32 protein-coding genes are annotated in these 26,144 nt (G+C 31.2%); all 32 read left to right on the top strand.

Annotated features, from left to right (window positions below):
- The first annotated feature begins 147 nt into the window (after window positions 1–147).
- The 32 genes from DW1_RS05810 (at window position 148) to DW1_RS05950 (ending at window position 26,110) form a co-directional block, all read left to right on the top strand.
- On the top strand, window positions 148–615 hold the full coding sequence (locus tag DW1_RS05810; RefSeq protein WP_074349676.1) for a hypothetical protein: 468 nt from the start codon (window positions 148–150) through the stop codon (window positions 613–615).
- A gap of 407 nt (window positions 616–1,022) precedes the next feature.
- Window positions 1,023–1,472, top strand: a complete 450-nt coding sequence (locus DW1_RS05815) for a DUF4431 domain-containing protein (protein WP_074349677.1) — start codon at window positions 1,023–1,025, stop codon at window positions 1,470–1,472.
- Between the two features lie 129 nt (window positions 1,473–1,601).
- The gene (locus tag DW1_RS05820; RefSeq protein WP_074349678.1) at window positions 1,602–1,811 is read left to right on the top strand and encodes a hypothetical protein; all 210 of its coding nucleotides are present in this window, start codon (window positions 1,602–1,604) and stop codon (window positions 1,809–1,811) included.
- A 246-nt stretch (window positions 1,812–2,057) separates the two neighbouring features.
- Complete coding sequence (locus tag DW1_RS05825; RefSeq protein ID WP_074349679.1) at window positions 2,058–2,597, top strand: hypothetical protein; 540 nt, start codon at window positions 2,058–2,060, stop codon at window positions 2,595–2,597.
- Between the two features lie 282 nt (window positions 2,598–2,879).
- Window positions 2,880–3,125: a hypothetical protein gene (locus tag DW1_RS05830; protein WP_074349680.1), complete on the top strand. Its 246-nt coding sequence runs from the start codon at window positions 2,880–2,882 to the stop codon at window positions 3,123–3,125.
- 3 nt (window positions 3,126–3,128) lie between these two features.
- Window positions 3,129–3,521, top strand: a complete 393-nt coding sequence (locus DW1_RS05835; protein ID WP_074349681.1) for a retropepsin-like aspartic protease — start codon at window positions 3,129–3,131, stop codon at window positions 3,519–3,521.
- A 272-nt stretch (window positions 3,522–3,793) separates the two neighbouring features.
- Window positions 3,794–4,729, top strand: a complete 936-nt coding sequence (locus tag DW1_RS05840) for an aminoglycoside phosphotransferase family protein (RefSeq protein WP_074349682.1) — start codon at window positions 3,794–3,796, stop codon at window positions 4,727–4,729.
- A gap of 318 nt (window positions 4,730–5,047) precedes the next feature.
- The gene (locus DW1_RS05845; protein ID WP_074349683.1) at window positions 5,048–5,740 is read left to right on the top strand and encodes a CPBP family intramembrane glutamic endopeptidase; all 693 of its coding nucleotides are present in this window, start codon (window positions 5,048–5,050) and stop codon (window positions 5,738–5,740) included.
- Window positions 5,741–6,059: 319 nt separating this feature from the next.
- Window positions 6,060–6,884, top strand: coding sequence for a retropepsin-like aspartic protease family protein (locus DW1_RS05850; protein WP_242942445.1), 825 nt, complete (start codon window positions 6,060–6,062; stop codon window positions 6,882–6,884).
- Between the two features lie 97 nt (window positions 6,885–6,981).
- On the top strand, window positions 6,982–7,113 hold the full coding sequence (locus tag DW1_RS15905) for a hypothetical protein (protein ID WP_278335727.1): 132 nt from the start codon (window positions 6,982–6,984) through the stop codon (window positions 7,111–7,113).
- Window positions 7,114–7,624: 511 nt separating this feature from the next.
- On the top strand, window positions 7,625–8,359 hold the full coding sequence (locus DW1_RS05855) for a class I SAM-dependent methyltransferase (RefSeq protein ID WP_074349685.1): 735 nt from the start codon (window positions 7,625–7,627) through the stop codon (window positions 8,357–8,359).
- A gap of 278 nt (window positions 8,360–8,637) precedes the next feature.
- Window positions 8,638–8,763 carry a hypothetical protein gene (locus tag DW1_RS15910; RefSeq protein WP_278335728.1) on the top strand — a complete coding sequence of 42 codons (126 nt, stop codon included), beginning with the start codon at window positions 8,638–8,640 and terminating at the stop codon, window positions 8,761–8,763.
- A gap of 256 nt (window positions 8,764–9,019) precedes the next feature.
- Entirely contained in the window at window positions 9,020–9,565 is a 546-nt protein-coding gene (locus DW1_RS05860) for a flavodoxin family protein (RefSeq protein ID WP_074349686.1), read from the top strand.
- Between the two features lie 261 nt (window positions 9,566–9,826).
- Entirely contained in the window at window positions 9,827–10,276 is a 450-nt protein-coding gene (locus tag DW1_RS05865) for a GNAT family N-acetyltransferase (protein WP_159433559.1), read from the top strand.
- Window positions 10,277–10,564: 288 nt separating this feature from the next.
- Window positions 10,565–11,947 carry a M1 family aminopeptidase gene (locus DW1_RS05870; protein ID WP_074349688.1) on the top strand — a complete coding sequence of 461 codons (1,383 nt, stop codon included), beginning with the start codon at window positions 10,565–10,567 and terminating at the stop codon, window positions 11,945–11,947.
- A gap of 136 nt (window positions 11,948–12,083) precedes the next feature.
- Window positions 12,084–12,779 carry a hypothetical protein gene (locus tag DW1_RS05875; RefSeq protein WP_074349689.1) on the top strand — a complete coding sequence of 232 codons (696 nt, stop codon included), beginning with the start codon at window positions 12,084–12,086 and terminating at the stop codon, window positions 12,777–12,779.
- A 225-nt stretch (window positions 12,780–13,004) separates the two neighbouring features.
- A complete protein-coding gene (locus DW1_RS05880; RefSeq protein ID WP_074349690.1) occupies window positions 13,005–13,541 on the top strand; it encodes a GNAT family N-acetyltransferase in 537 nt (178 codons plus the stop codon).
- A 25-nt stretch (window positions 13,542–13,566) separates the two neighbouring features.
- Window positions 13,567–13,935 carry an SHOCT domain-containing protein gene (locus DW1_RS05885; RefSeq protein ID WP_074349691.1) on the top strand — a complete coding sequence of 123 codons (369 nt, stop codon included), beginning with the start codon at window positions 13,567–13,569 and terminating at the stop codon, window positions 13,933–13,935.
- A 328-nt stretch (window positions 13,936–14,263) separates the two neighbouring features.
- Entirely contained in the window at window positions 14,264–15,133 is an 870-nt protein-coding gene (locus DW1_RS05890; protein ID WP_083605550.1) for a DUF5700 domain-containing putative Zn-dependent protease, read from the top strand.
- Window positions 15,134–15,302: 169 nt separating this feature from the next.
- Window positions 15,303–16,004 carry a DUF4309 domain-containing protein gene (locus DW1_RS05895; protein WP_074349692.1) on the top strand — a complete coding sequence of 234 codons (702 nt, stop codon included), beginning with the start codon at window positions 15,303–15,305 and terminating at the stop codon, window positions 16,002–16,004.
- A 201-nt stretch (window positions 16,005–16,205) separates the two neighbouring features.
- A complete protein-coding gene (locus DW1_RS05900) occupies window positions 16,206–17,084 on the top strand; it encodes an SPL family radical SAM protein (RefSeq protein WP_074349693.1) in 879 nt (292 codons plus the stop codon).
- Window positions 17,085–17,121: 37 nt separating this feature from the next.
- Entirely contained in the window at window positions 17,122–17,814 is a 693-nt protein-coding gene (locus tag DW1_RS05905; RefSeq protein ID WP_074349694.1) for an HD domain-containing protein, read from the top strand.
- A 37-nt stretch (window positions 17,815–17,851) separates the two neighbouring features.
- On the top strand, window positions 17,852–18,001 hold the full coding sequence (locus DW1_RS15500) for a hypothetical protein (RefSeq protein ID WP_159433560.1): 150 nt from the start codon (window positions 17,852–17,854) through the stop codon (window positions 17,999–18,001).
- A gap of 71 nt (window positions 18,002–18,072) precedes the next feature.
- Window positions 18,073–18,945: an aminoglycoside 6-adenylyltransferase gene (locus DW1_RS05910; protein ID WP_074349695.1), complete on the top strand. Its 873-nt coding sequence runs from the start codon at window positions 18,073–18,075 to the stop codon at window positions 18,943–18,945.
- 186 nt (window positions 18,946–19,131) lie between these two features.
- Window positions 19,132–22,050 (top strand): insulinase family protein, encoded by a 2,919-nt coding sequence (locus DW1_RS05915; protein ID WP_074349696.1) that lies wholly within the window; start codon window positions 19,132–19,134, stop codon window positions 22,048–22,050.
- A 182-nt stretch (window positions 22,051–22,232) separates the two neighbouring features.
- Complete coding sequence (locus DW1_RS05920; RefSeq protein WP_074349697.1) at window positions 22,233–22,496, top strand: DUF3795 domain-containing protein; 264 nt, start codon at window positions 22,233–22,235, stop codon at window positions 22,494–22,496.
- The gene (locus DW1_RS05925; RefSeq protein ID WP_143474369.1) at window positions 22,429–23,274 is read left to right on the top strand and encodes a CPBP family intramembrane glutamic endopeptidase; all 846 of its coding nucleotides are present in this window, start codon (window positions 22,429–22,431) and stop codon (window positions 23,272–23,274) included. Before DW1_RS05920 ends, DW1_RS05925 begins: the two co-directional genes overlap by 68 nt.
- Before the next feature lie 45 nt (window positions 23,275–23,319).
- Window positions 23,320–23,631, top strand: a complete 312-nt coding sequence (locus DW1_RS05930) for a DUF3795 domain-containing protein (protein WP_083605552.1) — start codon at window positions 23,320–23,322, stop codon at window positions 23,629–23,631.
- A 46-nt stretch (window positions 23,632–23,677) separates the two neighbouring features.
- On the top strand, window positions 23,678–24,541 hold the full coding sequence (locus DW1_RS15790) for a GNAT family N-acetyltransferase (RefSeq protein ID WP_242942442.1): 864 nt from the start codon (window positions 23,678–23,680) through the stop codon (window positions 24,539–24,541).
- Between the two features lie 58 nt (window positions 24,542–24,599).
- A complete protein-coding gene (locus DW1_RS05940; RefSeq protein WP_074349699.1) occupies window positions 24,600–25,292 on the top strand; it encodes a SanA/YdcF family protein in 693 nt (230 codons plus the stop codon).
- 5 nt (window positions 25,293–25,297) lie between these two features.
- The gene (locus tag DW1_RS05945; protein WP_242942443.1) at window positions 25,298–25,396 is read left to right on the top strand and encodes a DUF2087 domain-containing protein; all 99 of its coding nucleotides are present in this window, start codon (window positions 25,298–25,300) and stop codon (window positions 25,394–25,396) included.
- Window positions 25,397–25,483: 87 nt separating this feature from the next.
- Window positions 25,484–26,110, top strand: coding sequence for a GyrI-like domain-containing protein (locus DW1_RS05950; protein ID WP_074349701.1), 627 nt, complete (start codon window positions 25,484–25,486; stop codon window positions 26,108–26,110).
- The last annotated feature ends 34 nt before the right edge of the window (window positions 26,111–26,144 follow it).

Raw genomic sequence — 26,144 nt, forward strand, 5'->3', positions numbered from 1 at the left:
GAAGACACGGCAATTTCGGGGCAGTTCTCTGGGGATCTTTTAATGAAAAGAAGAAACTGCATAACAGCAATTTTAAGCAAAATAAATATGATATGATTTTTTAGGTAAAATCAAAATTTTGGGATACAGAATTTGGAGGTGGATTTGGTGCGAACTATAGCAACTCCGTGGTATAAATTGTATAAGCCTATTTTATTTGGATTTGGTATTCCTTTTACCTTAATAGGATTGATATTCTTATATATAGATGGGAATTTAGCATTTTTAATTAATGGCGTTTTTTGGGTGATAGTCGGGTGTGGCCTTAAGATTAAAGGAGATTATAATCAACGTAAGCTTCAAATTTTGAAGAGAAAAGGTCTATATTATGATGGTTCTGTGGCACATATAGTTCCTGCGCATTGGGTTAAGATTGGAAGCTATATAACAGCGCGTGTTGAATGTATTTACAAAGCTGAAAAAGGTGACTGTTTAATTAAGAGCGGATATTATCTTCTATCACCTTTAGATAGAATAGAAAACTTGTATGCAAAAATTTATTTTGATTGTAACAATTCAGATAAGTATGCTGTTGAGCTTTTTCGGGGAGATAATGGGGTTGTATTTAAATCCTAGAACTAACTAATGAGAAAATTGACAAGGTGTTCAATTGTCATAATATAAATTATCAAAATAGTAATTAAGACAAACTTCGAGAGAAAATTGAATTAAATTAAATGAACATTTTTTATATTATGTGAGGGATTGTTGGGGAAAAAACATTGCCGCATCTTCTAACAAAATATTTGCGCAAGGGTGCACTCGGGCACAATCTTATGGTGTTGTGCACCACATCTCTTCGCTGGGAGCAAAGCTCCACTATAGGGTCTATCTTACGGGTCCGGTTCAGGGACGTCGCAAATACGAGACGTTAGAAGACACGGCAATTTCGGGGCAGCTCTTTGAGGGTCTTCTAATGGAAAGAAGATATTACTTAACAGTAGTAAAATATGTAACTAATCTAAGATAGGGAGGATTATATTTTGAAGAAAACTGCTATGTATTTGGTCTTATTGATACTGGTACTTTCATTAATCGCCTGTAAAAAAGACACAAATGATGTAGAGGTGTTGAAGGATTCAGGTGAATACTATTTTGAGCCTAATGTATCAATAATTGAAGGCAAATTAATTACAAGAATGTACTATGGTCCACCAAATTATGGAGAGAACCCTGATACTGATGCTCAACAATATCCGTTTATATTGCAACTGGATAACCCAATTGATGTTATTGCAACGGAGAATGATACTCAAAATTCAGATGTACTTGGAGTTACTGAGATACAAGTAGTCCCTATGGGTGAAGAAGAAACTCAACTATTGGATAGTTATATAGATAGTCGAGTTAGAATACAAGGAACTTTATTTAAAGCGATATTTGGTGGACATCATACAGATGTATTAATACAAGTAGAAGAGATTCTGGATTAATAACCATAGTAAATATTATTGTTGGTTTCTAACAATAAGGCTGACCCTTATGACACATAATTTATAGAATACGTCATAAAAATAGGTTTTTGAAAAAACTTATTTAAATCTTTACTGGAGGGGAAGAAAATGAAAAAGTACGTCTCAAAAATTATGCTGGTATTATCATATGCGTCACTAATTGGAGCAATATTGCAAATGGTATATTTGAGGTTCGGTGGTATATTATTTGAATTTCATCGTTATCCTGCTGATAACTGTTTATGGGTAGCCCTAATTGTTTCTTTCGGTTTGTTTTTAGGACTATATAAGATTATAGATTTACTCGAAAGCAATTAATTTGGCTTTTTTTATATAAGATACAGTCTTTATATTATGCGAAGGATTATTTTTGTGGAAAGAGTCATCACTTCCTATAACAGTGTACTTGCGTAAAGGTGCACTCGGGCGCAATCTTAGGGCGATGTGTACCACATCCCTTTACTTGGGGCGAGCATATCCAAGGGTTCTATCTCTCGGGATAGGTTCATAGATGCCGAAATACTGGGGGGTATGCGATACATCCTAATTGTTGGAGGGAATAAAATGAAAAGGTACAAACTTCTATTTTCGTTATTTATAGTAATCATTATAACGATAGGTTGTAGTAATGCTAATAAGTTAAATAGGAGTGGTAAAGAAACTGAATATTATATTATTGAAAACGGAAAGAAAATCTACTTTGAGAGTTTTAAATTTATAGATGATATTCATAAATTCGGATCAATACTAAATAGCACTGTTAAATCATTAAATGAGGTAAAGGATGGGAAAAGGGACTTGCGTTTTATTAATGAGATTGAATCACAAGAATTAAAGGAAGACGAATATCATAAAATTTTCTCTAGTCTTGTTCCAAGAGAAAGCGAACTAAGAACTATAAATGTACAGGTTGAAAGCTATAAAATAACTGGCTTACAGTATGATAAAGATCAAAATATGATAAAGGTATATTTAAGAGTAAAAACAAATGAAGAGCAAAAAGATGGTTTAATTAAAGTGGAAAATAACCAAACATACATCTATAAACTTGAGAATGGTAAATTATTGTTAAAAAAATATGATCTATCTCAATATTTACGATAAGCGTCGCATAACAAAATATTTGCGCAAGGGTGCACCTAGGCAAGATTTTGGGGTAGTGTGTACCACATCCCTTCGCTGGGAGCAAAGCTCCACCAAGGGATCTATCTCTGAGGTCCAACTCAGGGACGTCGTAAATAAGAGAACGTTAGGCAATAGAACACGTTTATAGGTTGTCTTTGAGGTCTGCCTATGTAGTAAAGATGTACAACTTCGATAGGAATTTATTATTCAAGTTTGATATAATAAAGTTATGGTATGTAATAAATAAAAGGGGAGATTTTTGTGACTTGGGATGAAGTAAGAAAGCTATACCCTAATCAATTTGTTAAGTTCAAAATAGTGAAGTCTCATATTAAAGGAAATAAGGAGTATGTTGATGAGGTAGCCGTCATAAAAGCTATTGAAGACGGAAAAGAAGCTATGAAAGAATTTATACAACGTAAAGAAGGAGAATATATCTACAGCACTAAAAATGAAAAATTAATAATTGACCTAGTAAAACATATAGGCATAAGGAGGAGCGTATAAAGTATGTATAATTTACATTATAAAGATGGACTTTTATATGCTTCTATTATTTTACAAGAAGGCGACAAGTCAGTTATTATTGATGATGTTATAGTTGACACAGGCGCATATCATACGATTATTCTAACCGATTATTTAGAAGATTTAGATGTTGCATTTACAGAAGATGATGAGCTTGTTAAATCCTCAGGATATGGTGGATTGCAGATGAGTTCAGTACGGAAAAAGATAGAAAAAGTAACGATCGGAGACATTTCATTAACAAATATGAAGATTGATTTTGGAGAGATAGATCCTTATGAAAGAGTTAATGGACTTGTAGGTTTAGATTTCTTAAGGTCGGCAGGTGTGATTATTGATTTAGTTGATTTGACAATGTATAAAAAGAACGGTTAGGATGGTCTTTGAGGGTTATGTGTTCCATCACCTAACAATTTATTTGCACAAGGGTGTACTGGGGTACAAGCCTGGGGCAATGTGCACCACATCCCTTCATCGGGAGCGAGCTCCGACAAGGGGTCTATCTTTGGGGTCCGGTTCAGGGACGTCGCAAATACGGAACGTTAGGTGAAAGGATAGGTTTATTGAAATCGCTTCAGCAATAAAAATATCAGAAAATTATAAGGAAAAAATATAATCCTAAAGAATCAATTATGGAGGGAATGCTATTGTTAAGCTATTCTGAAGATCAAATAAAAGAAATTTTAACAACTATTTTACATAACAATAAATTTGATATTGTGCCTGTTGGAAACCATCATTTAAAAAGACATTTAGTCTATAGAATTAATATAGAAAATGAAAAATCAATTATATTTAAGCTCTATTATAAGACCAGAAGAAGAAGTAGAGAAATAGCTAGTTTAAAGTCATTAGAAAGTAGCAATGTGAAATGCCCCAAGATACTTGAATACGGTAATTTAGAAAATGGACAAGAATGGTTGATTATGGATTACATCGAAGGAGTATTATTTGATAATATCATTACTGATATTCCAATGAACATAAAGCTAAACTTATTTGAACAATTAGGCGAAGAATTAGGAAAGATACACTCATTTAAAACATTCAACTTTTTCGGAGAATGGGATGAAGGTGGTAATAGTATAAAAAATATAACGAATTATTTTGATTTTTTTGTTACAAATGTAGAACAGGATATAGAACTTGTACTTAGCCAAGACATACCTGATAAAGAGGCATTGATTAAGGCTATAGATCAAATTCGAAATAACTATAGTTTATTAAAAATAAATCCAACATCAAGATTATTACATAATGATTTTGACGGAAGAAATGTTTTAGTTAATAAAGTAGGTGAAGAGTATTTTATAAACGGAGTTATAGATTTTGAAGGAAGTTATCCAGGAAATCCAGAAACAAATTTTATTGGACTTTATTTTAGATACTTCTTAGAAAATGGAGATTATGAGAAAGCTTTTTTCAGGGGATATGAAAAGCATTTACAGTTAAACGAAGGATTTAATGAAAGAATGTTTACTTATCTATTGTGTTTTATAGTTGGTAATTGTAGCTGGGCTTATTGGCAAGCACCAGAATATTATAAGCAAAATATTGAATTTTTATATAAAATACTTGGCTAATGGTCTTTTTCAGACAATTGGTCTTAGGGCAAAGATGAATAAAAACATCCCATCGGCTAACAGTGCATTTGCTCAAGGTTACACTAGGGTATAACCTTAGGGAGATGTGCACCACATCCCTTCGCTGGGAGCAAAGTTCCACTTTTGTGGTCTATCTCTGAGGTCCAGCTCAAGGACGTCGCAAATACGGGAACGGTAAGTGACACCTCAATATCATGGCCGATCCTTGAAGACAATTTACTTAAAGATCTATTAGTGAAGTTATTAATATAATTATGCGAAATAAAAAGTAATAGAATTTTGTGAGAAGGTGAAGGTTTGAATCAAAATACGATCAGCATTAGTACTACAATTATTTGGATAGTTACATATCTTATAGTGTGCGGTATAATTCCCGCAACATTAGATAAGATGATTTTTAGAACTATAAAAAATGGAATATCTGCTTGGCTTAATCTTTTAACTTTGATTGCTCTTAATAGCATTTTTATTCTTGTTTTAATAACGAGATATCAGTTAAAAGTCAGTATTCTTAACAATATTTCATTAAGAGGAGTATTATTGGCTTTTGGCTGTTCATTATTATTTTATCTTTTATTGGACAAGCTCCTAGATCCTTTTTTTGATAGTGTATTTATTGCTAGTGCAGATGAATATAAGAGAACAATTGCGCAATTACGGCAATCTCCAATTGTGAATTTAATTCGTATATGCTTACTAGCTCCAGTAGTAGAAGAGATATTAATAAGAGGATGCATATTAAATTCCTTACAAAGCAAATATGGTATAATACTTGCTCTTTTGATATCATCTCTCTTATTTGCTGTACTTCATTTTAATTTTGTACAAACGCTATCAGCTGTGATATGTGGTCTGATATTAGGATTGTTATACATAAATACGGGATCATTGTTTAGTTGTATTTTGGCACATTCCTTGTATAATATTATTTCATATTTTACAAGCATCTTAACTGAAGATTTTACTCATAAAAAATATTCGGAATTATAGCAGTCATTATATAAATAATAAGCTATAAAAAGCGCCTTAATGTTGGGCATCACTTAACATTATATTTGTATAAGGGTACACTAAGGCATAATCTTAAGGCAATGTGCACCACAATCCTTCGCTGGGAGCAAAGCTTCACCAGGAGGTCTATCTTTGAGGGCCAGCTAAGGGTCGTCGCAAATATGGGACGTTATAAGTCATGGCGATATCAGGGAAGTTCTTTATGGGTCTTTTATGAAAACAAGATATCGCGTAACAATAAGATATTGTTCAGCAAATATTACTCACATAAAGATAGGAGATTAATATGGTGAAAAACATGAAAATTTTGTATTCAGATAGTATAGATATGATAAATATGACTAATGAACGATTTATGAACTTGTTTTTAATTAATATCTTGGCAAATGGGAAAACAATACCATTTGTATTTGATACAGGTGCATCAATTACTGCAATTAGTGAATCTATAGCTGATAGTGTAGGGGCAATTTCTTCATCTGATTTGGTAACAGTAGGAGGAAATACCGGAATGACAGAAACAGTTTCTAAGAGTATAATTCCTACATTTAAAATTGGAAAGAACACTGTTGAGAATTTAAGTGTAATTGTTGTACCAGATAATAAACTGGACTTTGGTTTTGATGAAGATGGTAATAGCCTAAGAGTAAATGGTTTTCTTGGTTGGGATGTCATCAGTAATTTTAAATGGACAATTGATCCCCATGCAAGAAAATATATCGTAGAGAAACCAGAACTGACTGATAATAAAGATCAATTATATTGGGACAATATGCCGATTATTAATGTCCAATATGATAACCACAATATGTATTTCGGATTTGATACAGGGAACACTGAGAGTATGTTTAGTAAGGAGTTCACTCCCTTTTTAAAAACCAAACAAGAAAAGAAGGACGAGATTGCTGGTATTGGTGGAGTAATAGAGGAAGACGTTTACCTGATTGACAATATTAAACTCAATATTAGCAACAAAAGCATAGAAATAAAGAATATATCTGTTCTAAAGCGAGACGTTTTTCCAACTAAAAACTTCAAAGTAATGGGACTATTAGCTGCGGATATTGTACAGAACCACAAATGTATAATTGATTTTATGAATCATGATTTTCAACTTATTTAACTTCATACTTATATACTCAAGATAAGAGTAATTCAAAATAATATTTAGGTCATAGTACTCATATATTAATAGAACTATAATAGATAAAGAAACTAGAGTGATAGGAAATATAGTAACAAAGGATATCGACATACTTGGAATAATGGAAGGAAATGCAGTATCATCAGGATTAGTGTATGCCGACCAGGAAGCAGTAGTCATTTGTAGAATTGGTAAAGGGCTTATATAATTTTACAAAATTAGAAACTTATATAATGAAATGATATAACATGATAATTATCAAGGGGGTTAACGAAAAACATTCAATTATGGATTATAAGAGGTATACTTGCCTTATTGCTTTATACAAGTAATACTTAGGTTTTTATCCAAAAAAGCAAGAATATAATAAATTTAGAATCCATCTAAGTAAGGTCATTTTGGACAACTTCATCTAACAAGGTATTTGAGCAAGAGTGTGCAGGGATACAATCTTAGGGCAATGTGTACCATATCCCTTCACCGGAAGCAAAGCTCCATTAGGGAGCCAGCTCTTAGGCTATGTTCAGGGATGAGCAAACACATGATATTATATGCCAGCCCTAAGATATTGTGTACCCATCCCTTCGCTGGGAGCGAAGTTCCACTATTGGTTCTATGTTTTGGGTCTAGCTTGGGGACGCGTAAATACGGGATAATAGTTTGTATCGGGACATGTCTTTGGGAGTTAAGAAAAAGTTTAATAAGCAAGGAGGAGAGCTATGATTGATTTTACTGAACTAGATTTTACAAATAAAACAGTTTTAGAAGTTGGTACGGGTAGAGGTGGAACCACTATAAAGTTAGCTAAAGCATTAAAAGATTTCAGAGGTGCTAAACTTATAACTACTGACATATATGATGGTAATTTTGAGGAGTTAGACAGAAAAATAAAGGATTATAATGTAGATATTAGATTCATTAAAACAGACGGATGTGAATTAAAGAATATTGAAGAAAATTCTATAGATTTTTTAGTTTGTAACTATACTTTATGTGCTATTAATTCTAAAAGCGGAAGTGAAGTTTTAGCTTTGAGTAGATTTAGGGAAGTTTTAAACTTTGGTGGAATTTTATACATAGAAGAAGAATATCCATTAAATTTTGTAGACAATTCTATGCAACAGGTATGGTCAAGGAAGTGGCAATTGCTAAGAGGAGCAAATATGCTTTTAGGCGAGTTGTCTTATAATGAGATTAATCCAAGTATTTTAGAAAAGATTTTACATATTTTAGGATTTAAAGATATACAATGGCAAAGTAGTTCGCACCTAATAACAGGTGATGATAGTTTAGAGTTTTTTAAGTATAGATTTACTAATTTGTTAAAAAGATTAAATAATAGTCAAATAGTTGAGGGGTTAAAGCAAGAGATGAAAGACCTTGAGGAATATTCAAAAAAAGCAGGGGGAATGGAAGTACCCATATATAAAATTATAGCTAAAAAAGAAATATAGGGCACTGACTAGAAGAAATTAGAAAAGCATTAGAGGTATTTGATGTTGAGTATAGGCCTATTTATGGACATATTACATTTGCAAGCTTTATCGATGTTGATGTAGATGAAATCGTCAGGTATACAAAGAAGTTTGCAGAGGGGAAACAGTCATTCGATATTAACTGTTCAGCGTTAGGATTTTTAACAGCTAATTGCATAGCCTGCATACCTTCTACTTCAGGAAAACTGTTAGAATATTATGAGGAGTATCATCAAGAATTTGATTCTTACTGCAATATGTGGACAAGAGCTGATACTGGATTGTGGTTGCCTCATATATCGCTTTTTTATAGTGAAAAAGAAGATTTAGGCGCTATTATTGGAGAAATGTCAAAAGGATTACCACTTTTTAAGAATTCTTAATGGCTTACTTGAAGTAGCAATAATAGCCACTTTAGAATGATTTCCTTCAGCGATTTTTCATAATGAGCTTTTATTTGTATAATTACTAGACCTTCTATAAAATCCAGTACATGTAGCTTGAAACAAAGCTTTTCTAAGATATGCTGCTCCACGTTTTTAGTTTGGGGACTATTTTTAAAAGACTAAGACATACAATAATATTAGACAAACCCAAGGGAAAAGTTATATAAGTTAGCGTGAGAGGGTGGATATTTAGATGCGTAAAACGAGTATAGTATCATTTAGTGCACGAAAAACAGGAAATTGTTTTTCAATAGCAAACTATATTATGAGAAAACTTTTAAATGAGGAAATAAAATACGTTTCTATAAGTGATTTAGATATTTGTGGATGTAGAAGTTGTAATTATGAGTGCATGAACGGGGTATGTAGATATTCTGATGATGTCTATTCATACTTTGAATCAACCAAAAGGGTTGATAGAATTATTTGGCTTGTTCCAATGTATTGTGGGAACCCATCTTCATTATATTTCAAGCTGAATGAACGAAGCCAGGATTTTTGGATGCGAAATGAACCATATTATGATGAATTTCTAAGCAAGTTATTTATCATTGGCATTGGGAATATGGATGAGAAAAATCTATTTAGACAAATCTTTGAATCATTATACAGTTGTTCTACAGTTCCAAGTAATATTCTTATATTAGAAACACATAAATATGGACTAAATTCAATAAAAGATTGTATTATTGAAAATCAAGAAGTAAAGAAGCAAGTCAATAAATTTTTAGGCTTGTGAAGCTTATGTCGTTTAGTAATTATAAAGGAAAAAGTTACTTACATTAATGTTATAGGATAAATACCTCACATGATACTATATTCACGACATTACACGAAAAATGTATGTAATGGTACAAGATACAGAGGATTTTATGTGAAGTAGCAATAATAGGGTTGGATTGGGGATGTAATATAAAGATTAGATTTATCAGTATAATTCACTTATATGTCTCTAGCAAAGAAAGCAAAATGCTTTATAATTTTTGAATGGAGGAAAGTTATGAAATTGACATTCAAAAGTGCTTCAATTGATGATATTGATAGAATATTTGGTTTAGAAAAGAAGCTTATAAATGATTATGAAACCAACTTGAATTTAGATTTTGAGAAAATTTTCGCCTGGGTAAGGAAAAAGATAGAAAATAATATTGAGAATTATAAATGTATTTATTTTAATGGGGTTAAGGTAGGATATTTTTTCTTACATAATGAAGGGGAAAAGCTTGAACTTGATGATCTTTTCATTTTTGAAGAATTTCAAGGAAAAGGTATAGGCACAAAAGTTTTAGAATATGTTGACTCAATTGCAAAAGAACAGAATAAGGATGTATTTTTATATGTTTTTACAAAGAATCATAGAGCCATTAAATTATATCTTAAGAATGGATTTGAAATTATAGAGAATATTCGTGACAGTAGGTACATAATGAATAAGCATGTGAACTCTTGAACCTTTTAAATATATAGAATTAAAGAGTATGGTATTTGTGTATTTCTGACTTGAAATATTCTTATACTAAACACTAAATTTCTGGATAGTTATGCTGCATATTAGCTACCATGCATAGATTGGTTAATGTTTGTCAGGTTTTTTGAAGGAAGGTAAATTATAGGAAAAGTAACCATGGCAAAAAACTATGTAAACTATATTGATATTTACTTAGAAAAGGAATTAGAAATAAATGAGTATTGAATATGGAAGTTATAAAACCTAAGTTTTAAGGGAGGGATAACTACTGTGGGTCAAGTTAAGCTACCAAGAATTAGTTGTTATGTGTTAGACTTTCATATTGAACCTAAAAGTCAATATTTTAGCTCAAAAGGAGTGTTAACTATAAAAAATGACTTTAGTTTTGAAGAAAGGAATATCCCTTTGCTGCTTCACTATGGTTTAAGTGTCAAAGAAATAAGGCATGAAAATAATGTAGGCATTAAGTTTACTCAAGAAATGATTTCTTTTCCTGAGTATGAAGAGCTAAGAGTCAATTATATTAACATTTGCTTAGATCTAACCCTTAAGAAAAATGAAGAACTAAAGTTGTACATTGAGTATGAGGGCAGACTTTATGGATATTCGAGTGTAATGCGATATGTCCAAGATAGCATTAGCGAGGAATTTTCAATACTTAGAAATGATTGTATAGCTTATCCGATAATAGCGTATCCAAATTACACATCACTGATGGAAAGCTGTCTTAAACCTATTGAATATAAAATAAGTGTAAGTGTACCTGAGGAATATACCGTTGGTTGTGGTGGCATTCTTAGAAATATAGAAAGTAAAGCCAATAGAAAAATCTTTATTTATGAGAGAAGTGAACCGACTATATTATCACACAGATTTGATATTTGTATTGCAGAGTATTGTTTAATAAGAGATGAAGATATGAATCTAAATATTTTTGCTTCCAACAAGCATAAAGATGCAGCCGAAACATTGGTTAAATATGAAGTTAAAAGAGTTTATGATTATTATACTAGAATGTTTGGTAAATACAGAGAAAATGATTATTTTACAATAATTGAGGTTAAAGAAGGTTATGGTTCTCAGGCAGGAGATAATTATATTCTTATGGAAGAGCATGCATTCAATAATAATACTGATTACACTCATCTATATCACGAGATAGGGCATATTTGGAACCCCAGTGTTAAGTTATATCATGAGCAAAGAAGCAGATTTTTTGATGAGGCTTTTGCTAGTTATTTTGAAGTATTAGCAATCAAGGAGTTTTTGGGTGAGGAAAAAGCTAAAGAAAAGATGGAAGAGTATAGGAGACAATTTATAAAAAACGTAAATCAAAATAAAAAGAATTTTAGCATACCTATTTGTGAGTATGGAAGATATGAAATGGGATATAACAGTTATACTAAAGGTCCTTGGCTTTTATATGTTTTACATGAAATAGTGGGAGATAAGAAGTTTTTTGAAATAATTAGGACTTTTTTAAATGAGAATAAGAAAAAAGAAGTGACGTTTAAAGATTTTGAAAAAAGCTGTGAAATAATTTCTAGGCTAAACCTAAAAAAGTTTTTTAGTCAGTGGCTATATGGAATAGAATCATCTAGCTACTTGTATGAAGATTTTAGTGTATCTGTCATGGTAGACATGAGTTTATAGGTGTTCTATGAGAGTTTTTTAAAAAATATTGTAAAAAGAAAATATGTATTAAGGAACTGTTTATGGTGTTATGTAGTCAAATATTTATATAGATATATTTGGTTATTCACCTGCTTCTAGAAAGGGGATATAGAGTATGATTGTATTGATATTATCGATAATACTAATAGGATTAGCGGGATTAGAGAGAATTATATATGAAAAAAAGAATAAAGGCTTAGGTAAAGTGAGACTGTTCATTGATGTGCTGATTATTGGCTTATTATTTTTAGTATCCTATGTTATAACAGATACCGCTATAGGAGTTTTTTGTGTATTTATGAGTATTATTACTTTTATTTTAATAGGTATAGTTAATTGTAGAATCAATCTAAAATGGCTTAAATATGTATCATATGTAATAGGACTACCTTTTATGATATATTTATTAATCAAAGCCACTCAAAATATGCTTATTTATCCAAAATATTTTTTTCTACTTTTGCTTGTAATAAACATGATTTTAAGCTATTCCTTAAAGTGGAAAGGGACTGTAAAAGAAAATATTGCACTTGCAATAGGAATTGTAATTGCAGCAATATTTATGTTTTCTTATTATAAACTATCTGGTTCTGAAAGTAGAATTAGGATTAAACAAGAGTTAGTAGCACAAAAATATTTAGAAGAAGAATTGGGAATGCAAGGGTTCGAAGTTTATTCTGCTAACTTTAGTGGAGGTATAAGAGGAGAAGAGATAAAGGTAAGGGCATATGATTCATCGGGAACTCTTATACTAATGACATATAAAAATAATAAGATTATAAGCTATGATATAAAAGATAGACAGCCATAATTAGGAGATATTTTTTTGGATCAGAAAAGAAGATTTAAAACAATACGAGCTTGCTAATGATTTTTTGGACATGTTTACTATTTTTGAGTCTGATGAAATTAGTGAATTTTATTACTACAAATTAGCCGATTAATATTATACTGAAAATTTAAATTCTTATTTGTATTTACTTTAATTTTATAATTATTAGGTGAAAGTATCATTTATACTACCTGGAGGATGAAAATGAAGCAGTTTAAAATAAATGAAGAAACTGTTGTTATAATAAGAAAAGCCAAAATATCTGACGCTAAGGCAATATTAGAATATATTAATACAATTAGCAAAGAATCTGATTTTTTGACTTTTGGAGAAGGAGAATTTAATAAAACTATAGAAGAGGAAGAACTGTTTATTGACAGTATCTCAAAGAAAAATAATGCACTGTTTATTGTTGCAGAAATAGAAGGAAAAATAGTTGGTACCTTAAATTTCTCAGGAGGGGCAAGACCAAGAGTAATGCACACTGGAGAGTTTGGGGTTAGTGTGCTAAAAGAATATTGGGGGCAAGGTATAGGAACAGAGCTTATAAAATATTTAATTGAATGGTGTAAAAACTCAAATGTAATAAGAAAGATCAACTTAAGGGTTAGAAGCGATAATTATTCAGCAATTCATATTTATAAAAAACTTGGATTTATTGAAGAAGGCGTTATATCAAGAGATTTTCAAGTCAACAATATTTTCTATGACTCCATAATCATGGGATTGTATATTGATTAATATTTAAAAAAGAAGGTGTATAGTTATGAGAAAGCAAACTATTAAACCAAGTAAGTCAGTATCTAAATTCACATTTTTTATGGGACTATTGTTCTGTCTTATTGGCTTTGTGATTATTATTGGTGGACTTTTAACACCAATGCCATTTATGACAGTATCATTTGGAATTATATGGACTATAGGAGCCATATATAACACATATAGAGCTTATAAAAATGGGTTTACAGAAGAAGGAGAAGGAATTTATGAAATTCATTATACCGAAGACAATGGTGAGCAAGGATATGATTTTGAGGAAAAGTTAAGAAAGCTAGAGAGATTAAGAAAAGAAGGCTTAATTTCAGAACATGAATACAATCAAAAAAGGTCAGAAATAATGAAAGAAAAATGGTAGTTAATTAGTGAAAAAAGCAAATATGTATAGAGTTTTTTTAATATAGGGTATTATTCCTCAGAGTTCTGGAGCAATAAACAATGGGGAGAGTCATTGTAGATGATAGGAAATAGCATTCATAGATTATTTACCATTCTGATATTTATTGTTACTACAGCTTTTATAGATTATGAAAGTTACAGTACTTATTATGATTAAATAAAAGAATATATTCAAGAAAAAGAGACTCAGTAAGGGTTTATCTATAGTCAAATCAAAAAATTCTAAAATAATAAGCTAAGTCTAAGCAATATTATTAGATTTAGGTATTACAAGGGGGAATAATACTATGATACACGTTATTGATACATTTAAAGATTTTAAGTCATGCTTTGAAGATAAATTAGATTTAACTATAAAAGAAAAAATTGATTTATGGGAAAGGAGCTATATTTCAAAATACCCTGAACTGGAAAAGAAATGCAAAGAAGACTATAGCTTAAATGGATATGACTGGAGAAGGATTGCAGAGGAAGTGGTTTTTAATAGAACTAAAGAAGATTTTTATAAAATGGTTCAAGCACATGAAAATATCTTAAAAATTATGGATTATACAATTATGAGAGTAGATAAGGAGTTTAAATCTAACTTAGATATAAACATTGTATTATATTGCGGACTATGCAATAGCGCAGGGTGGGTTGATACATATAATGATAAGAGAGCAATACTTTTTGGAATAGATAAGATTGCAGAGCTTAATTGGCATACAATAGAAAAACTAGAATCGCTTATAGCCCATGAACTTTGCCATGTAGTCCACTTTGAGATTAGAGGCGAAGATGATTTGTCTGATAATGTTGATAGAAACTATTACAATAGAGGAATTTGGAATTTATACGAAGAAGGATTTGCTCAGTATTTCCAATACGGATTGTTGGAGAAGGAAGTTGATTCAAGGGGTAGAGAGTGGTTTGAGAAATGCAAGATTAAGGAAAAACAGTTAAAAAACCTATACCTAAAGGCGCTATTTGATAAAGAAAAGGGAACACAAGACTTTTTTGGAGATTGGTTTAAAGTCCTAGGCATAAGTGATACGGGATATTATCTTGGAGCTAAATTCATTAGAGTATTAGATATGCAGTATAGTATTGAAAAAATCGCAAGACTGCCATTTAAGGAAATAGAAAAGCATGTATTAGAATTTCTAAGGGACTAGAACATTTAGACAAGGAGTACATATAAGGTGGAAAAAATAGTTGAACTATACATTGAAATATTAGTATGGTTAATTTTCCCAAATTTTAAAGCATATATAGCTTATTTTAATAGTTACATGTATAATAGAAGAGGAAACAAACAATTATACACAAGAAAGGAGCAAGAATATGAGCAAAAAAGTAATTGTCATATCCTTAATTCTAAGTATTTTGGCTTTAACTGCTTGTAACAACAATGTTTCTAAAAATACAGATAGTTTAGATACAGCAAAAAGTGAGGTAATTCAACACGAAGATAACATAGAGCCAAGCAATAAGGATATACCTGAAACAGACCCTGCTGAAGGTGAAAATATTAATAATGAAGATGATAACGAAGCAGTAGATGACATTGAGTTAAACACCCATGAAGACAATCCCTTATTAGAACTAGCACGTCAAGGGAAAGTAGATGGTATAGAATTTAATATAAATACATCTACTGATGAAGTTATTGAAAAATGGGGACTTCCTGATGTTTATGACTACTTTATGGGAGGATTATATTTTAGTTATGATGATAGAAATATTATATTTTTTACTGATGCAGTACTTAGCAATGATGAGATAATGCCTGGAAACATAAAGTGTATAGGAGTACTTGAAGAGAATAAAGAACTATATAACGTAAGAGTTGGAATGACCTTCGAGGAAATCATCGCAATTTTAGGTGAACCTACATATTTAAATACTGCTGAACAAAACGAAGAATCTGAATTACTATCAGGGAATTGGACTATTGTATATGATGTAGGAGAATATGATATTGAATTTGTGTCCAGTACAGAAAACGGACCGGTGGATATAGTTTATCTTTGGGGAAAGAACTAAACAAGCAACTAAGTAAATTGTCTTTGGGAAGCAATCTTGTGCTACTCAAAGACTTTTTTACTAATAAAATAAAATTGTAATATTTAGAAGGTATTTAGAGAAAACTGTTGAATATTATGGAAAAAGGGATTTTGTTAGACTATTTAGTGCAAAGATTTAATCTAAAAAATAGGTTAAATTTTTTAAAGAGGAGACCACATTATGCATGAAGTAGAGGTAAAGGGTATTTTATCGGCACAAAACGGGATGAATATATACAGAGGATGTACTCATGGCTGCATATATTGTGATTCAAGAAGCAAATGTTATCAGATGAATCATGATTTTGAAGATATAGAGGTAAAGGTAAATGCTCCTAAGCTTTTAGAAGAAGCTCTTCGTAGAAAGAGAAAGAAATGTATGATAGGTACAGGATCTATGACTGATCCATATATTCACTTGGAAGAAAAATTAGAGAATACAAGAAAATGTATTGAGCTTATCTATACCTATGGATTTGGCCTAGCTATACTTACTAAGTCTGCTAGAATTGTAAGGGATTTGGACTTACTCAAAAAAATCAATGAGAAAACAAAGTGTGTAGTTCAGATGACCCTTACAACTTATGATGAAAACCTTTGTAAAATAATTGAACCTAATGTAAGTACTACAAAAGAGAGATTTGAGGTACTTAAGGTAATGCGTGACAATGGAATTCCTACAGTGGTTTGGCTAAGTCCTATTTTACCCTTTATAAATGATACAGAGGAAAATATACGAGGAATTTTAGACTATTGCATAGAAGCTAAGGTACATGGCATTATTTGTTTTGGTATGGGATTGACCTTAAGAGAAGGAAACAGAGAATATTTCTATAAAAAGCTAGATGAACATTTTCCGGGCATGAAATCCCGTTATATTGAAAGCTATAAATATGCGTATGAGATTCCAAGTCCTAATAATGACAGATTGATGAGTATATTTAGGACAATATGTAAAGCCCATGGCATAATGTATGATATTAAAGAATGCTTTGATTATCTTCATAAATTCGAGGAAAAGAATCAATATGAACAGTTAATGCTGTCTGGATTAGAATAGTATTCATGCTACATAATCTAAAAAAGAGGGGAATATTATGAATGAAGAAGTTTTAAATGAAGGCAAAAGATTTCTCATTTCTTATTTGAAAGATAAAACAATTGATTATGAAGTATACCACCCTTGGCGTAAGAGCTGGGAATTTATAGTTTTACACTCACTTAGAGTTGAAGGATATGCTAGAAAGCTTATGAGTTCTGAGGAGCATAACTTATCCCAAGATGAAGTTCTAATAACCCAGCTAGCAGCAATTTTACATGATATAGGTAGGATTCATAGAAGAGAACAACATGCACTATTAGGAAGAGATATTGTGCATAATTGGTTGAAAGAAAACCAAGAAATAAACGAGACAATCAAGGACTCAAATAGATTATTATATTTGATAGAAAAACATTCTGATAAAGAAGATAATGATCAGGATTATTGTTTAAAGATATTAAGAGATGCAGATGTACTAGATGAAATTGGTATTTTGTCAATATTTATGACATCAAATAGGATAGACAGAAATAATCCATACTTTTTTAACCTATTATCTAATAGGCTTGAAAATATTGAAATAAACTATTGTGAAAAAGCGCTTAAACTGTTAAATACAGAAAGTGCAAGACTGATGCTAGAAGAAAAAAAGAAGTTTATAACTTCTTTTATAGACCAATTAAAGGATGAGCTATATGGGACGGAAATGCTTGGACAAGTCAGTATAGAGGATTATTTTAGGTATTGATTTTGTCATGAAGATGATGTCTAAAGCGTAACTATCTATGGTAATGATGGGAAGCAAGCTATGGTGTAGGCATGAAGATATAAAATCGATACAAACAACAGTTCATTATAGCAATAATAGCATGCTAGCTTTAAACCAGAAACTTGGATATATTCCAGGAATGGTGTTTATGACTAAGACTTTATAAGATGGCACAAAGGGGTATTGTAAAAGGTATCAAAAAAGAGACTTCACATATGTCATAGGAGGGAACATATAATGCGTAGTGAAAAAGAAATGATGGATTTAATTCTAAGTACAGCAAAGGAAGACGAACGTATACGTGCAGTTATTATGAATGGCTCTCGTGCGAATCCAAATGTAAAGAAGGATTTTTTCCAGGATTATGACATTATATATATAGTAAAAGATATGGAATCATTTACATGTAATCATAATTGGGTTAAGAGATTTGGAGAAATTATGATAATGCAAATGCCAGAGGAGGGGGTTCTCTTGCCACCTGCTAATAACGGAAGCTTTGCATATCTAATGCAGTTTACTGATGGCAACCGTATTGATCTAACTCTAATACCTATAGAAAAGGCAGACGAACTCATATATAATGACAGTTTAAGTATATTGCTTTTAGATAAGGATGGCATAGTCAAACCAATCCCACCTGCCAGTGATATAGATTATATTATAAAAAAACCATCTAAAAAGGAATTTGATCACTGCTGTAATGAGTTTTGGTGGATAAGCACTTATGTTGCAAAAGGTATATGGCGTGAAGAGCTTCCCTATGCAAAACATATGCTTGAACAATATGTACGTGACATGTTGATGAAGATGCTTGAGTGGGATATAGGTATTAAAACTAATTTTACTAAAAGTGCAGGTAAATCAGGCAAATATTTTGAAGAATACCTAGATGTAGACACATGGAAGGAACTATTAGAAACATACCCAGATGCTGATTATGATAATATGTGGAAGTCACTTTTTGCAATGTGTAGTCTTTTTAGAAAAACTGCTATTAGAGTTGCAGACTATTTTGGTTTTCAATATCCTTATGGTGATGATGAAAGGGTTTCAGCACATTTAAAGCATGTGAAAGATTTGCCTAAGGATGCAGAGGAAATGTATTGATCAAATAAAGAAAATAAATACTAATTTTTTAATTTTATGTTAGATAAGATAAGGAAGATGTAGTGGTTTAATTAATACAAAAAGCTGATTTTATAGAGAAACATAAAATATACTATTTTACTAGGAGAAACTAAATTTTATATTTATTCTTTTCATAAGCTTTCAAATTAAAAAGGGGGTAATATAATGTTTGAAATCAACAAAACTTATTATGGATTTAAATTAATCCAAGAAAGCAAAATTGATGAGTTGCAATCAGTGGGAAGGTTATTTTATTATGAAAAATCAGGAGCAAGACTTCTTCATTTAGAAAATGAAGATGATAATAAGGTTTTCTCAATTGGATTCAGAACCCCACCAACAGACGATACAGGTGTACCACATATTTTAGAGCACTGTGTACTAGCTGGCTCCAGAAAATACACTACCAAGGAACCATTTATGGATATGGTAAAAGGTTCACTACAAACTTTTATAAATGCTATGACATATAAAGACAAAACCATATATCCTGTTGCCAGTAGAAATGAAAAGGATTTCTATAATTTAATGGATGTTTATTTAGATGCAGTGTTTTATCCTAAAATTTATGAAAAGCCTGAGATTTTTATGCAAGAGGGCTGGCATCACGAAATATTCAATAAAAAAGATAATATTACATATAAAGGCGTAGTATATAATGAGATGAAGGGAGCCTATTCAGCTCCAGAGGGCATACTACGTGAAGCTGTTTCAAAATCATTGTTCCCAGATACATGTTATAAATATTCTTCAGGGGGAAATCCAGACTATATACCAGATTTAACCTATGAAGCTTTCCTAGATTTCCATAGGAAATTATACCATCCATCTAATAGCTATATATTCCTTTATGGAAATGGAGATATAAAGAAACAGTTAGCTTATATTGATGAAAACTATTTATCAGATTTTAATAAGACTGAAATAGATTCTCATATTACATTGCAAGAACCTTTTACGTCAAGAAGAGAATTAACTGACTACTACAATATTTCAGTAGAAGATAATAGTGATAATAAGGCATATTTAAGCTTAAATTTTGTACTAGGAGAAAAGTCTAACTTAGAATCTAAGCTAATGAATAGTATTATTTCAGATATTCTAGTGAATTCTCAAGCAGCTCCATTAAAAAAGGCTTTAATAGATGCTGGCATAGGTGAAGACATATTTACACTTTATGTAGATGGATTAAAGCATGGTATAGGTATAGCTGCTAAAAATACTTCCACTGATAGAAAAGAAGAATTTGAAGAAGTCATATTAAAGACATTAAATAAATTAGCTGAAGAAGGTATTGATAAGAAATTAATAGAAGCGTCAATTAATAAGACTGAATATGATTTGAGAGAAGCTTCAGGCTTTGCCACAAAAGGAATAGTATACAAGATTTTAGCTATGGATAGTTGGTTATATGATGGCAACCCAATTGAATACTTAAAATACGATGAAACAATAAAAGAACTAAGACAAAAAATCCAAACTAATTATTTCGAAGAATATATTAAAGAAAGGTTTATCAACAATAATCATAGTTCTTTAGTCATAATCGAGCCTAAGAAAGGTTTAGCTGAAGAAAAGGAAAGAGCTATTCAAGAAAAATTGGATGAATATAAAAAATCTTTAAGCGAAGAAGAATTAGAAAAGCTTATAAAAGATAATCAAAACCTTAAAAATATGCAACTATCTGATGACACAGAAGAAGCAAAAGCAACAATACCAAAGCTTGCTATATCAGATGTTGATCCAAAGGCTGAGATTATTCCTCAGGAAATAATTAAGGATAGTGAGTTGACTATATTATTCCATGATATATTTACAAGTAAAATAGCATATCTAGATCTATACTTTGACAGTTCAATGATTGAAGAAGAATATGTACCATATATGAATTTATTAGCTGGGTTATTAGGCAAGATGGATACAAAATATAAATCCTATGGAGAATTATCCAATAGTATTTATGCTAATACAGGGGGCATCAATTTTGAAACTGAAGCGCTAATAAAAGAAGATAATGGCCAAGAGTTCATGCCTAAGTTTGTCGTAAGCGGTAAGGCTATTGGAGATAATATAAGAACCTTAGTCAGCCTAATGGGTGAGTTGATTTTAGACACAAGGCTAGAAGATTATAACAGAATCAAGGAGCTGTTATTTCAGATAAAATCAAGAATGGAAATGTATATTTCTTACACAGGTAGCACAGTTGCAGCAAGTAGAGTCAGCTCATATTTCTCAGCGCCTTGGAGATATATAGAAAAATTGAAGGGATTAGATTATTTCTGGTTTATATCTGATTTAATTGAGACTTTTGATAAGAAGAAAGAAGAAATAATTGCAAATCTAAATTATGTTTATAACAAGATATTTAATTTAAATAATTTAATCATAAGCTTTACTGGAGATAAAGAGGATTTATCTATAGTAAGGAGCAACTTAAATATCATAACTGAGAGACTAAACAAAGATAAATTTACTCAAGAAAAATATAGCTTTAAAGAAGAAAAATTAAATGAAGGTATCTTATCTAATTACAATGTGCAATATGTAGTTAAGGGATATGATTTCAAAAAACTAGGTTATGATTATAGTGGTAGTATGAGGGTTTTAGCAACCATATTGAACGGAGACTATCTGCACAATAGAGTTAGAGCACGGGGAGGTGCCTATGGTGTTGGCATTACTATTGAGAAATCAGGACAGTTAGTAGTGTACTCCTATAGAGACCCTAACCTTAAAGAAACATTATCAGTATATGATAGCATGTCAGATTTTATTAGTAAATTAGATTTAAATGAAACTGAACTTACACAATTTATCATAGGGACAATAGCAAGTTTAGAACCAGCAATGACTCCTTACAAGAAAGGACAGATTCAAGCTAAGAGATATATGATAAATACAACTAGAGAAGATATTCAAGAAATAAGGGATGCGGTATTATCCACAAATGTTGAGAAAATAAGATCTTGTGCACAACTATTACATGATGCAATGAAACAAGAATATATTTGCGTACTTGGTAATGAAAACAAGATAAGAGAAAATGAAGAAGTATTTAATAAGCTTGTTAAACTGATGAAGTAAAAAACAGAGTGCCAAGAATTTTGATTTGTGCAGGCCACATATAGTAGCTAAATAATGGACCTGGTTTACATATAAATCAGGTCCTTATTTAAAGAAACTTTTCCGGATAAAAATAGGTTAAAGGGTTATATTCTAGCTGAAAACGAGCTTGCTAGGTATACAGAAAAAGGGGGAAGTAAAAGGTGATAGAATCAAGATGTGGAATTATTTGCTCTAAGTGTGAATACAAGGAGTCAACTGGATGTAAAGGCTGTGTAAATATAGACAAGCCTTTTTGGGGAGAAATGTGTCCAGTGAAATCCTGTTGTGAGGGTAAAAAACTAATACATTGTGGGGAGTGCGACACATTTCCCTGTGAGTTATTGAATAGTTTTGCATATGATAAAGAACAAGGAGATAATGGTAGAAGGATTGAACAATGTAGGCTATGGGCTGAAAGAGAATAGACTCATTATTTCTCATAACTTCAGAAGATACTATGTATCAGGGTCATGGAAAAGCAGTAAATTAGGAGGAGAAGGCAGCATGAAAACAATAAAAAGTTATTTAGCAGTGGACTTACAATATAAAGAAATGGTAAATGAATACACTTACACAGACGGAATAGCATCAATTATTTTCTATGCTTTATTTATGGGTGTATATTATATTATGGGAGTCATATATAATACTAAGAACATTTACTTAGGTAATCAAATAAATATTACTCTTGCAGCCTTGTGCATTATATATGTACTATTCCGTGGTCATAAATTGAGTTCAATTGGGTTTAGCAAGAAAAATTTTGGCAAGTCATTCATTATGGGATTAATTACTGGAGGGATTGTATTACTAATTCAGCTGTTGCCAGGAGTTATGGCTGGAAGACAATTTAATTCTGTATCAAAACTTATATCAAATTTTATTTACTTTTTAATAAGCATAGGCTTGACAGAAGAAATTATTTTTAGGGGATTTATTCAAACGAGAATTTATGGGATTGTTAAGAAACCAATCATGGCTATTTTATTAACTGCATTTATGTTTATGTTCATGCATATTCCATTTCAAATGGGAGTTGCTCATATGGGCTTTTTTGAGTATATGTCCAATAACTTTATAAGCCTAATTATTACATTTGGCTGGCACTTTGTATTCAATTTTATGTACTCAAAATATAATTCGATTGCTGGACCTACAGTATTTCATGCAATTATGAACTGGAGCAATTATTTGTTCCTTTAACAGCTGCAATTTTTTATTTTCCTATCTATAATATATATGTGAGGAATTTGCAATGATTGTCCTGCTTTTATAGCTACAGAAAATAATGATTTGGAGCAAAAAGTGAAACTTTCTCAGGAATGGTCAAGTTCAGATTATCAGGTTAGTCCAGAGGATGTAAATTGTACAGGCTGTAACATAGGATCAGAAACTGTTTTTAAGTTTTGTAAAGAATGTGAAATACGTATGTGTGGAATTGAAAGAGGAATAGAGAATTGCGGATATTGCAGTGAATACCCATGTTCAAAGCTTGATATTCCTTTCAACAATTCACCAGAAAACAAAGAGAGATTAGATCAAATTAATAAAAAGCTATAAGAATAAATTGCATTGATACAGAGTTATGCAGATCAGGAGGAGATATATGAAGGTATTTATCGAGAATATAAAGAATATACAGCCAAGCCAACTATATATTAGCAAAACAAAATTATCCCAGGTAGAAGAATATTTAGATTCAATTGATATAGCTAATATGGACCCTTTACCAATAAAAAGGATAGGAAAATATACATTTTTTACTGATGGTCATACTAGGGCATTTGCGCTGATGAAAAGAGGTATAGAAGAAATTAAGGTTCACTGGGACGAGGACGAACTTGATTGGTTACAATATCTGATTTGTATAGATTGGTGTAATAAAGAAGGAATTAAGAATATCACTGATCTTAAGAGCAGAGTCGTAGATGATGAAGACTACAAAAAGCTATGGGATGCCAGATGTGATATAATGCAAGAAAGGACTTTAAATGATTTAGATTATTATTTAGATATTAGAACTGTTTCAAAGGATAATGAGAAATGTAATATCTGCGAACTAATACTTAAAGCTCTACCCAATTGGTTTGGTTTAGAGGAATCAATAAAGGAGTACATTAATGGAGTTAAAGATAGTACATTCTTTTCAGTTTATGTAGGAGAGATACCTGTTGGCTTTATGTCGATAAAAGAGCATAATGAATTTACTAGTGAGATATATGTAACAGGGATATTAGAAGAATTTCATAGAAGAGGTATAGGTAAGAGACTTATAAAAGCTATTGAAGATATGCTAATTAAGGAAAATAAAATATTTCTAACTGTAAAAACCTTGAGTGGTTCTCATCCAGATGAAGGCTATAGAAGGACAAGAGAGTTCTATAGATCTGTAGGTTTTTATCCTTTAGAAGAATTTTCTGAATTGTGGGGAGAGGAAAGTCCTTGTCTGCTAATGGTTAAGAAATTGTAGAAAAAGCTGTATATTAAAGAGAGATTTCGTAATAGTTATAAAAAATATAGGAGTCGCTATGAAGAATAAAGCTATAGAAAATAAAAAAATAAAATTAAAGAACATATTATTGCTTCTAATATTAGTTAGCATTTTAGTTTTGATATCTATATTAGCTATAAATACTTATGTTAAATCATCAGTTAAAGATAAAATAATTACAGTAGATGATGCATCTACTTTGGATGCAGATTGTATCCTTGTTCTTGGAGCAGGTGTTTGGGGAAATAATAGGCCTAGCCCTATGCTTGAAGATAGACTTCTACAAGGTATAGAATTATATGAAAAAGGGGCTTCTGATAGATTGCTGATGAGTGGAGATCATGGTCGTAAAGAGTATGATGAAGTAAATGTAATGAAGGGATTTGCTATAGATAGGGGTATACCTTCAGAGCATATATTCATGGATCACGCAGGGTTTTCTACATATGAAAGTCTTTATCGTTCAAGGGATATTTTTAAGGCTAACAAAATTATCATTGTAACACAAAAGTATCATATGTACCGTGCATTATATATTGCTGAAAAGCTAGGAATTGAAGCTTATGGAGTTACATCTGATCCGAGACAATATGTAGGTCAGGAATCTAGAGAACTAAGAGAAATATTAGCAAGAGTAAAGGACTTTGTTAATTGTATCCTAAAACCAGAACCTACTTACCTTGGAGATTCTATACCAATAAGTGGTGATGGTAATTTGACTAATGATTAAATATTTTGAATAAACTATTTTATTCTACTATTAGAAGGCATTTAGTTGATTATGGATTTATGGAAAGAACTAAAGATTGTCAGCTTTACTGGGTTAGAAAATAAGAAAGAATGCATTGAGTATGAGATAATGAAATAGTAGAAGGGTATGAATTAAAATAATTATTTACTAAGTAAAAGGAGATGCTAGCTATGAAACACGAATGGAGAAAGCATGAGAAGAATTTGTATATGCCTAAACAGAAGCCAGAGCTTGTAACAGTTCCAGAGCAAAAATTTCTTATGATAGATGGAGAAGGAAACCCTAATAGTGATGAATTTGCTGAAAAAATAGAGGTTCTCTATTCATTATCCTATGCTATTCGAATGATGCCAAAGCAAGGATATACTCCGGAAGGCTATTTCGAGTATACAGTGTATCCATTAGAAGGGGTATGGGATTTAACGGAAAAAGGAAGGAAACTAGACACATTAGATAAGGACGAGCTTTTGTATACTATTATGATTAGGCAACCTGATTTTGTAACAGATGAAGTTGTAGAGAGGGCATTTGAAAACGTAAGAAAAAAGAAACCTCACCCGTTATTAGATGAAGTAACCTTTGGAACTATGGAAGATGGTTTGTCAGTTCAAATTCTACATGTGGGACCATATGATGATGAACCACAGACTTTTGAAAAAATGAAAGAGTTTATTTCAAATAATAATCTTGAAATAGTAACTTTAAAACATAGAGAAATATATCTGTCAGATGCAAGAAGAGTTGAACCAGCAAAATTAAAAACTGTTTTGAGGTATAGGGTTAAAGCGATGCAATAGTAGATAACATAGGAAGTGAATTGATTCTCCAAGA

It is taken from the genome of Proteiniborus sp. DW1, assembly GCF_900095305.1.
Taxonomy (GTDB): Bacteria; Bacillota; Clostridia; order Tissierellales; family Proteiniboraceae; genus Proteiniborus.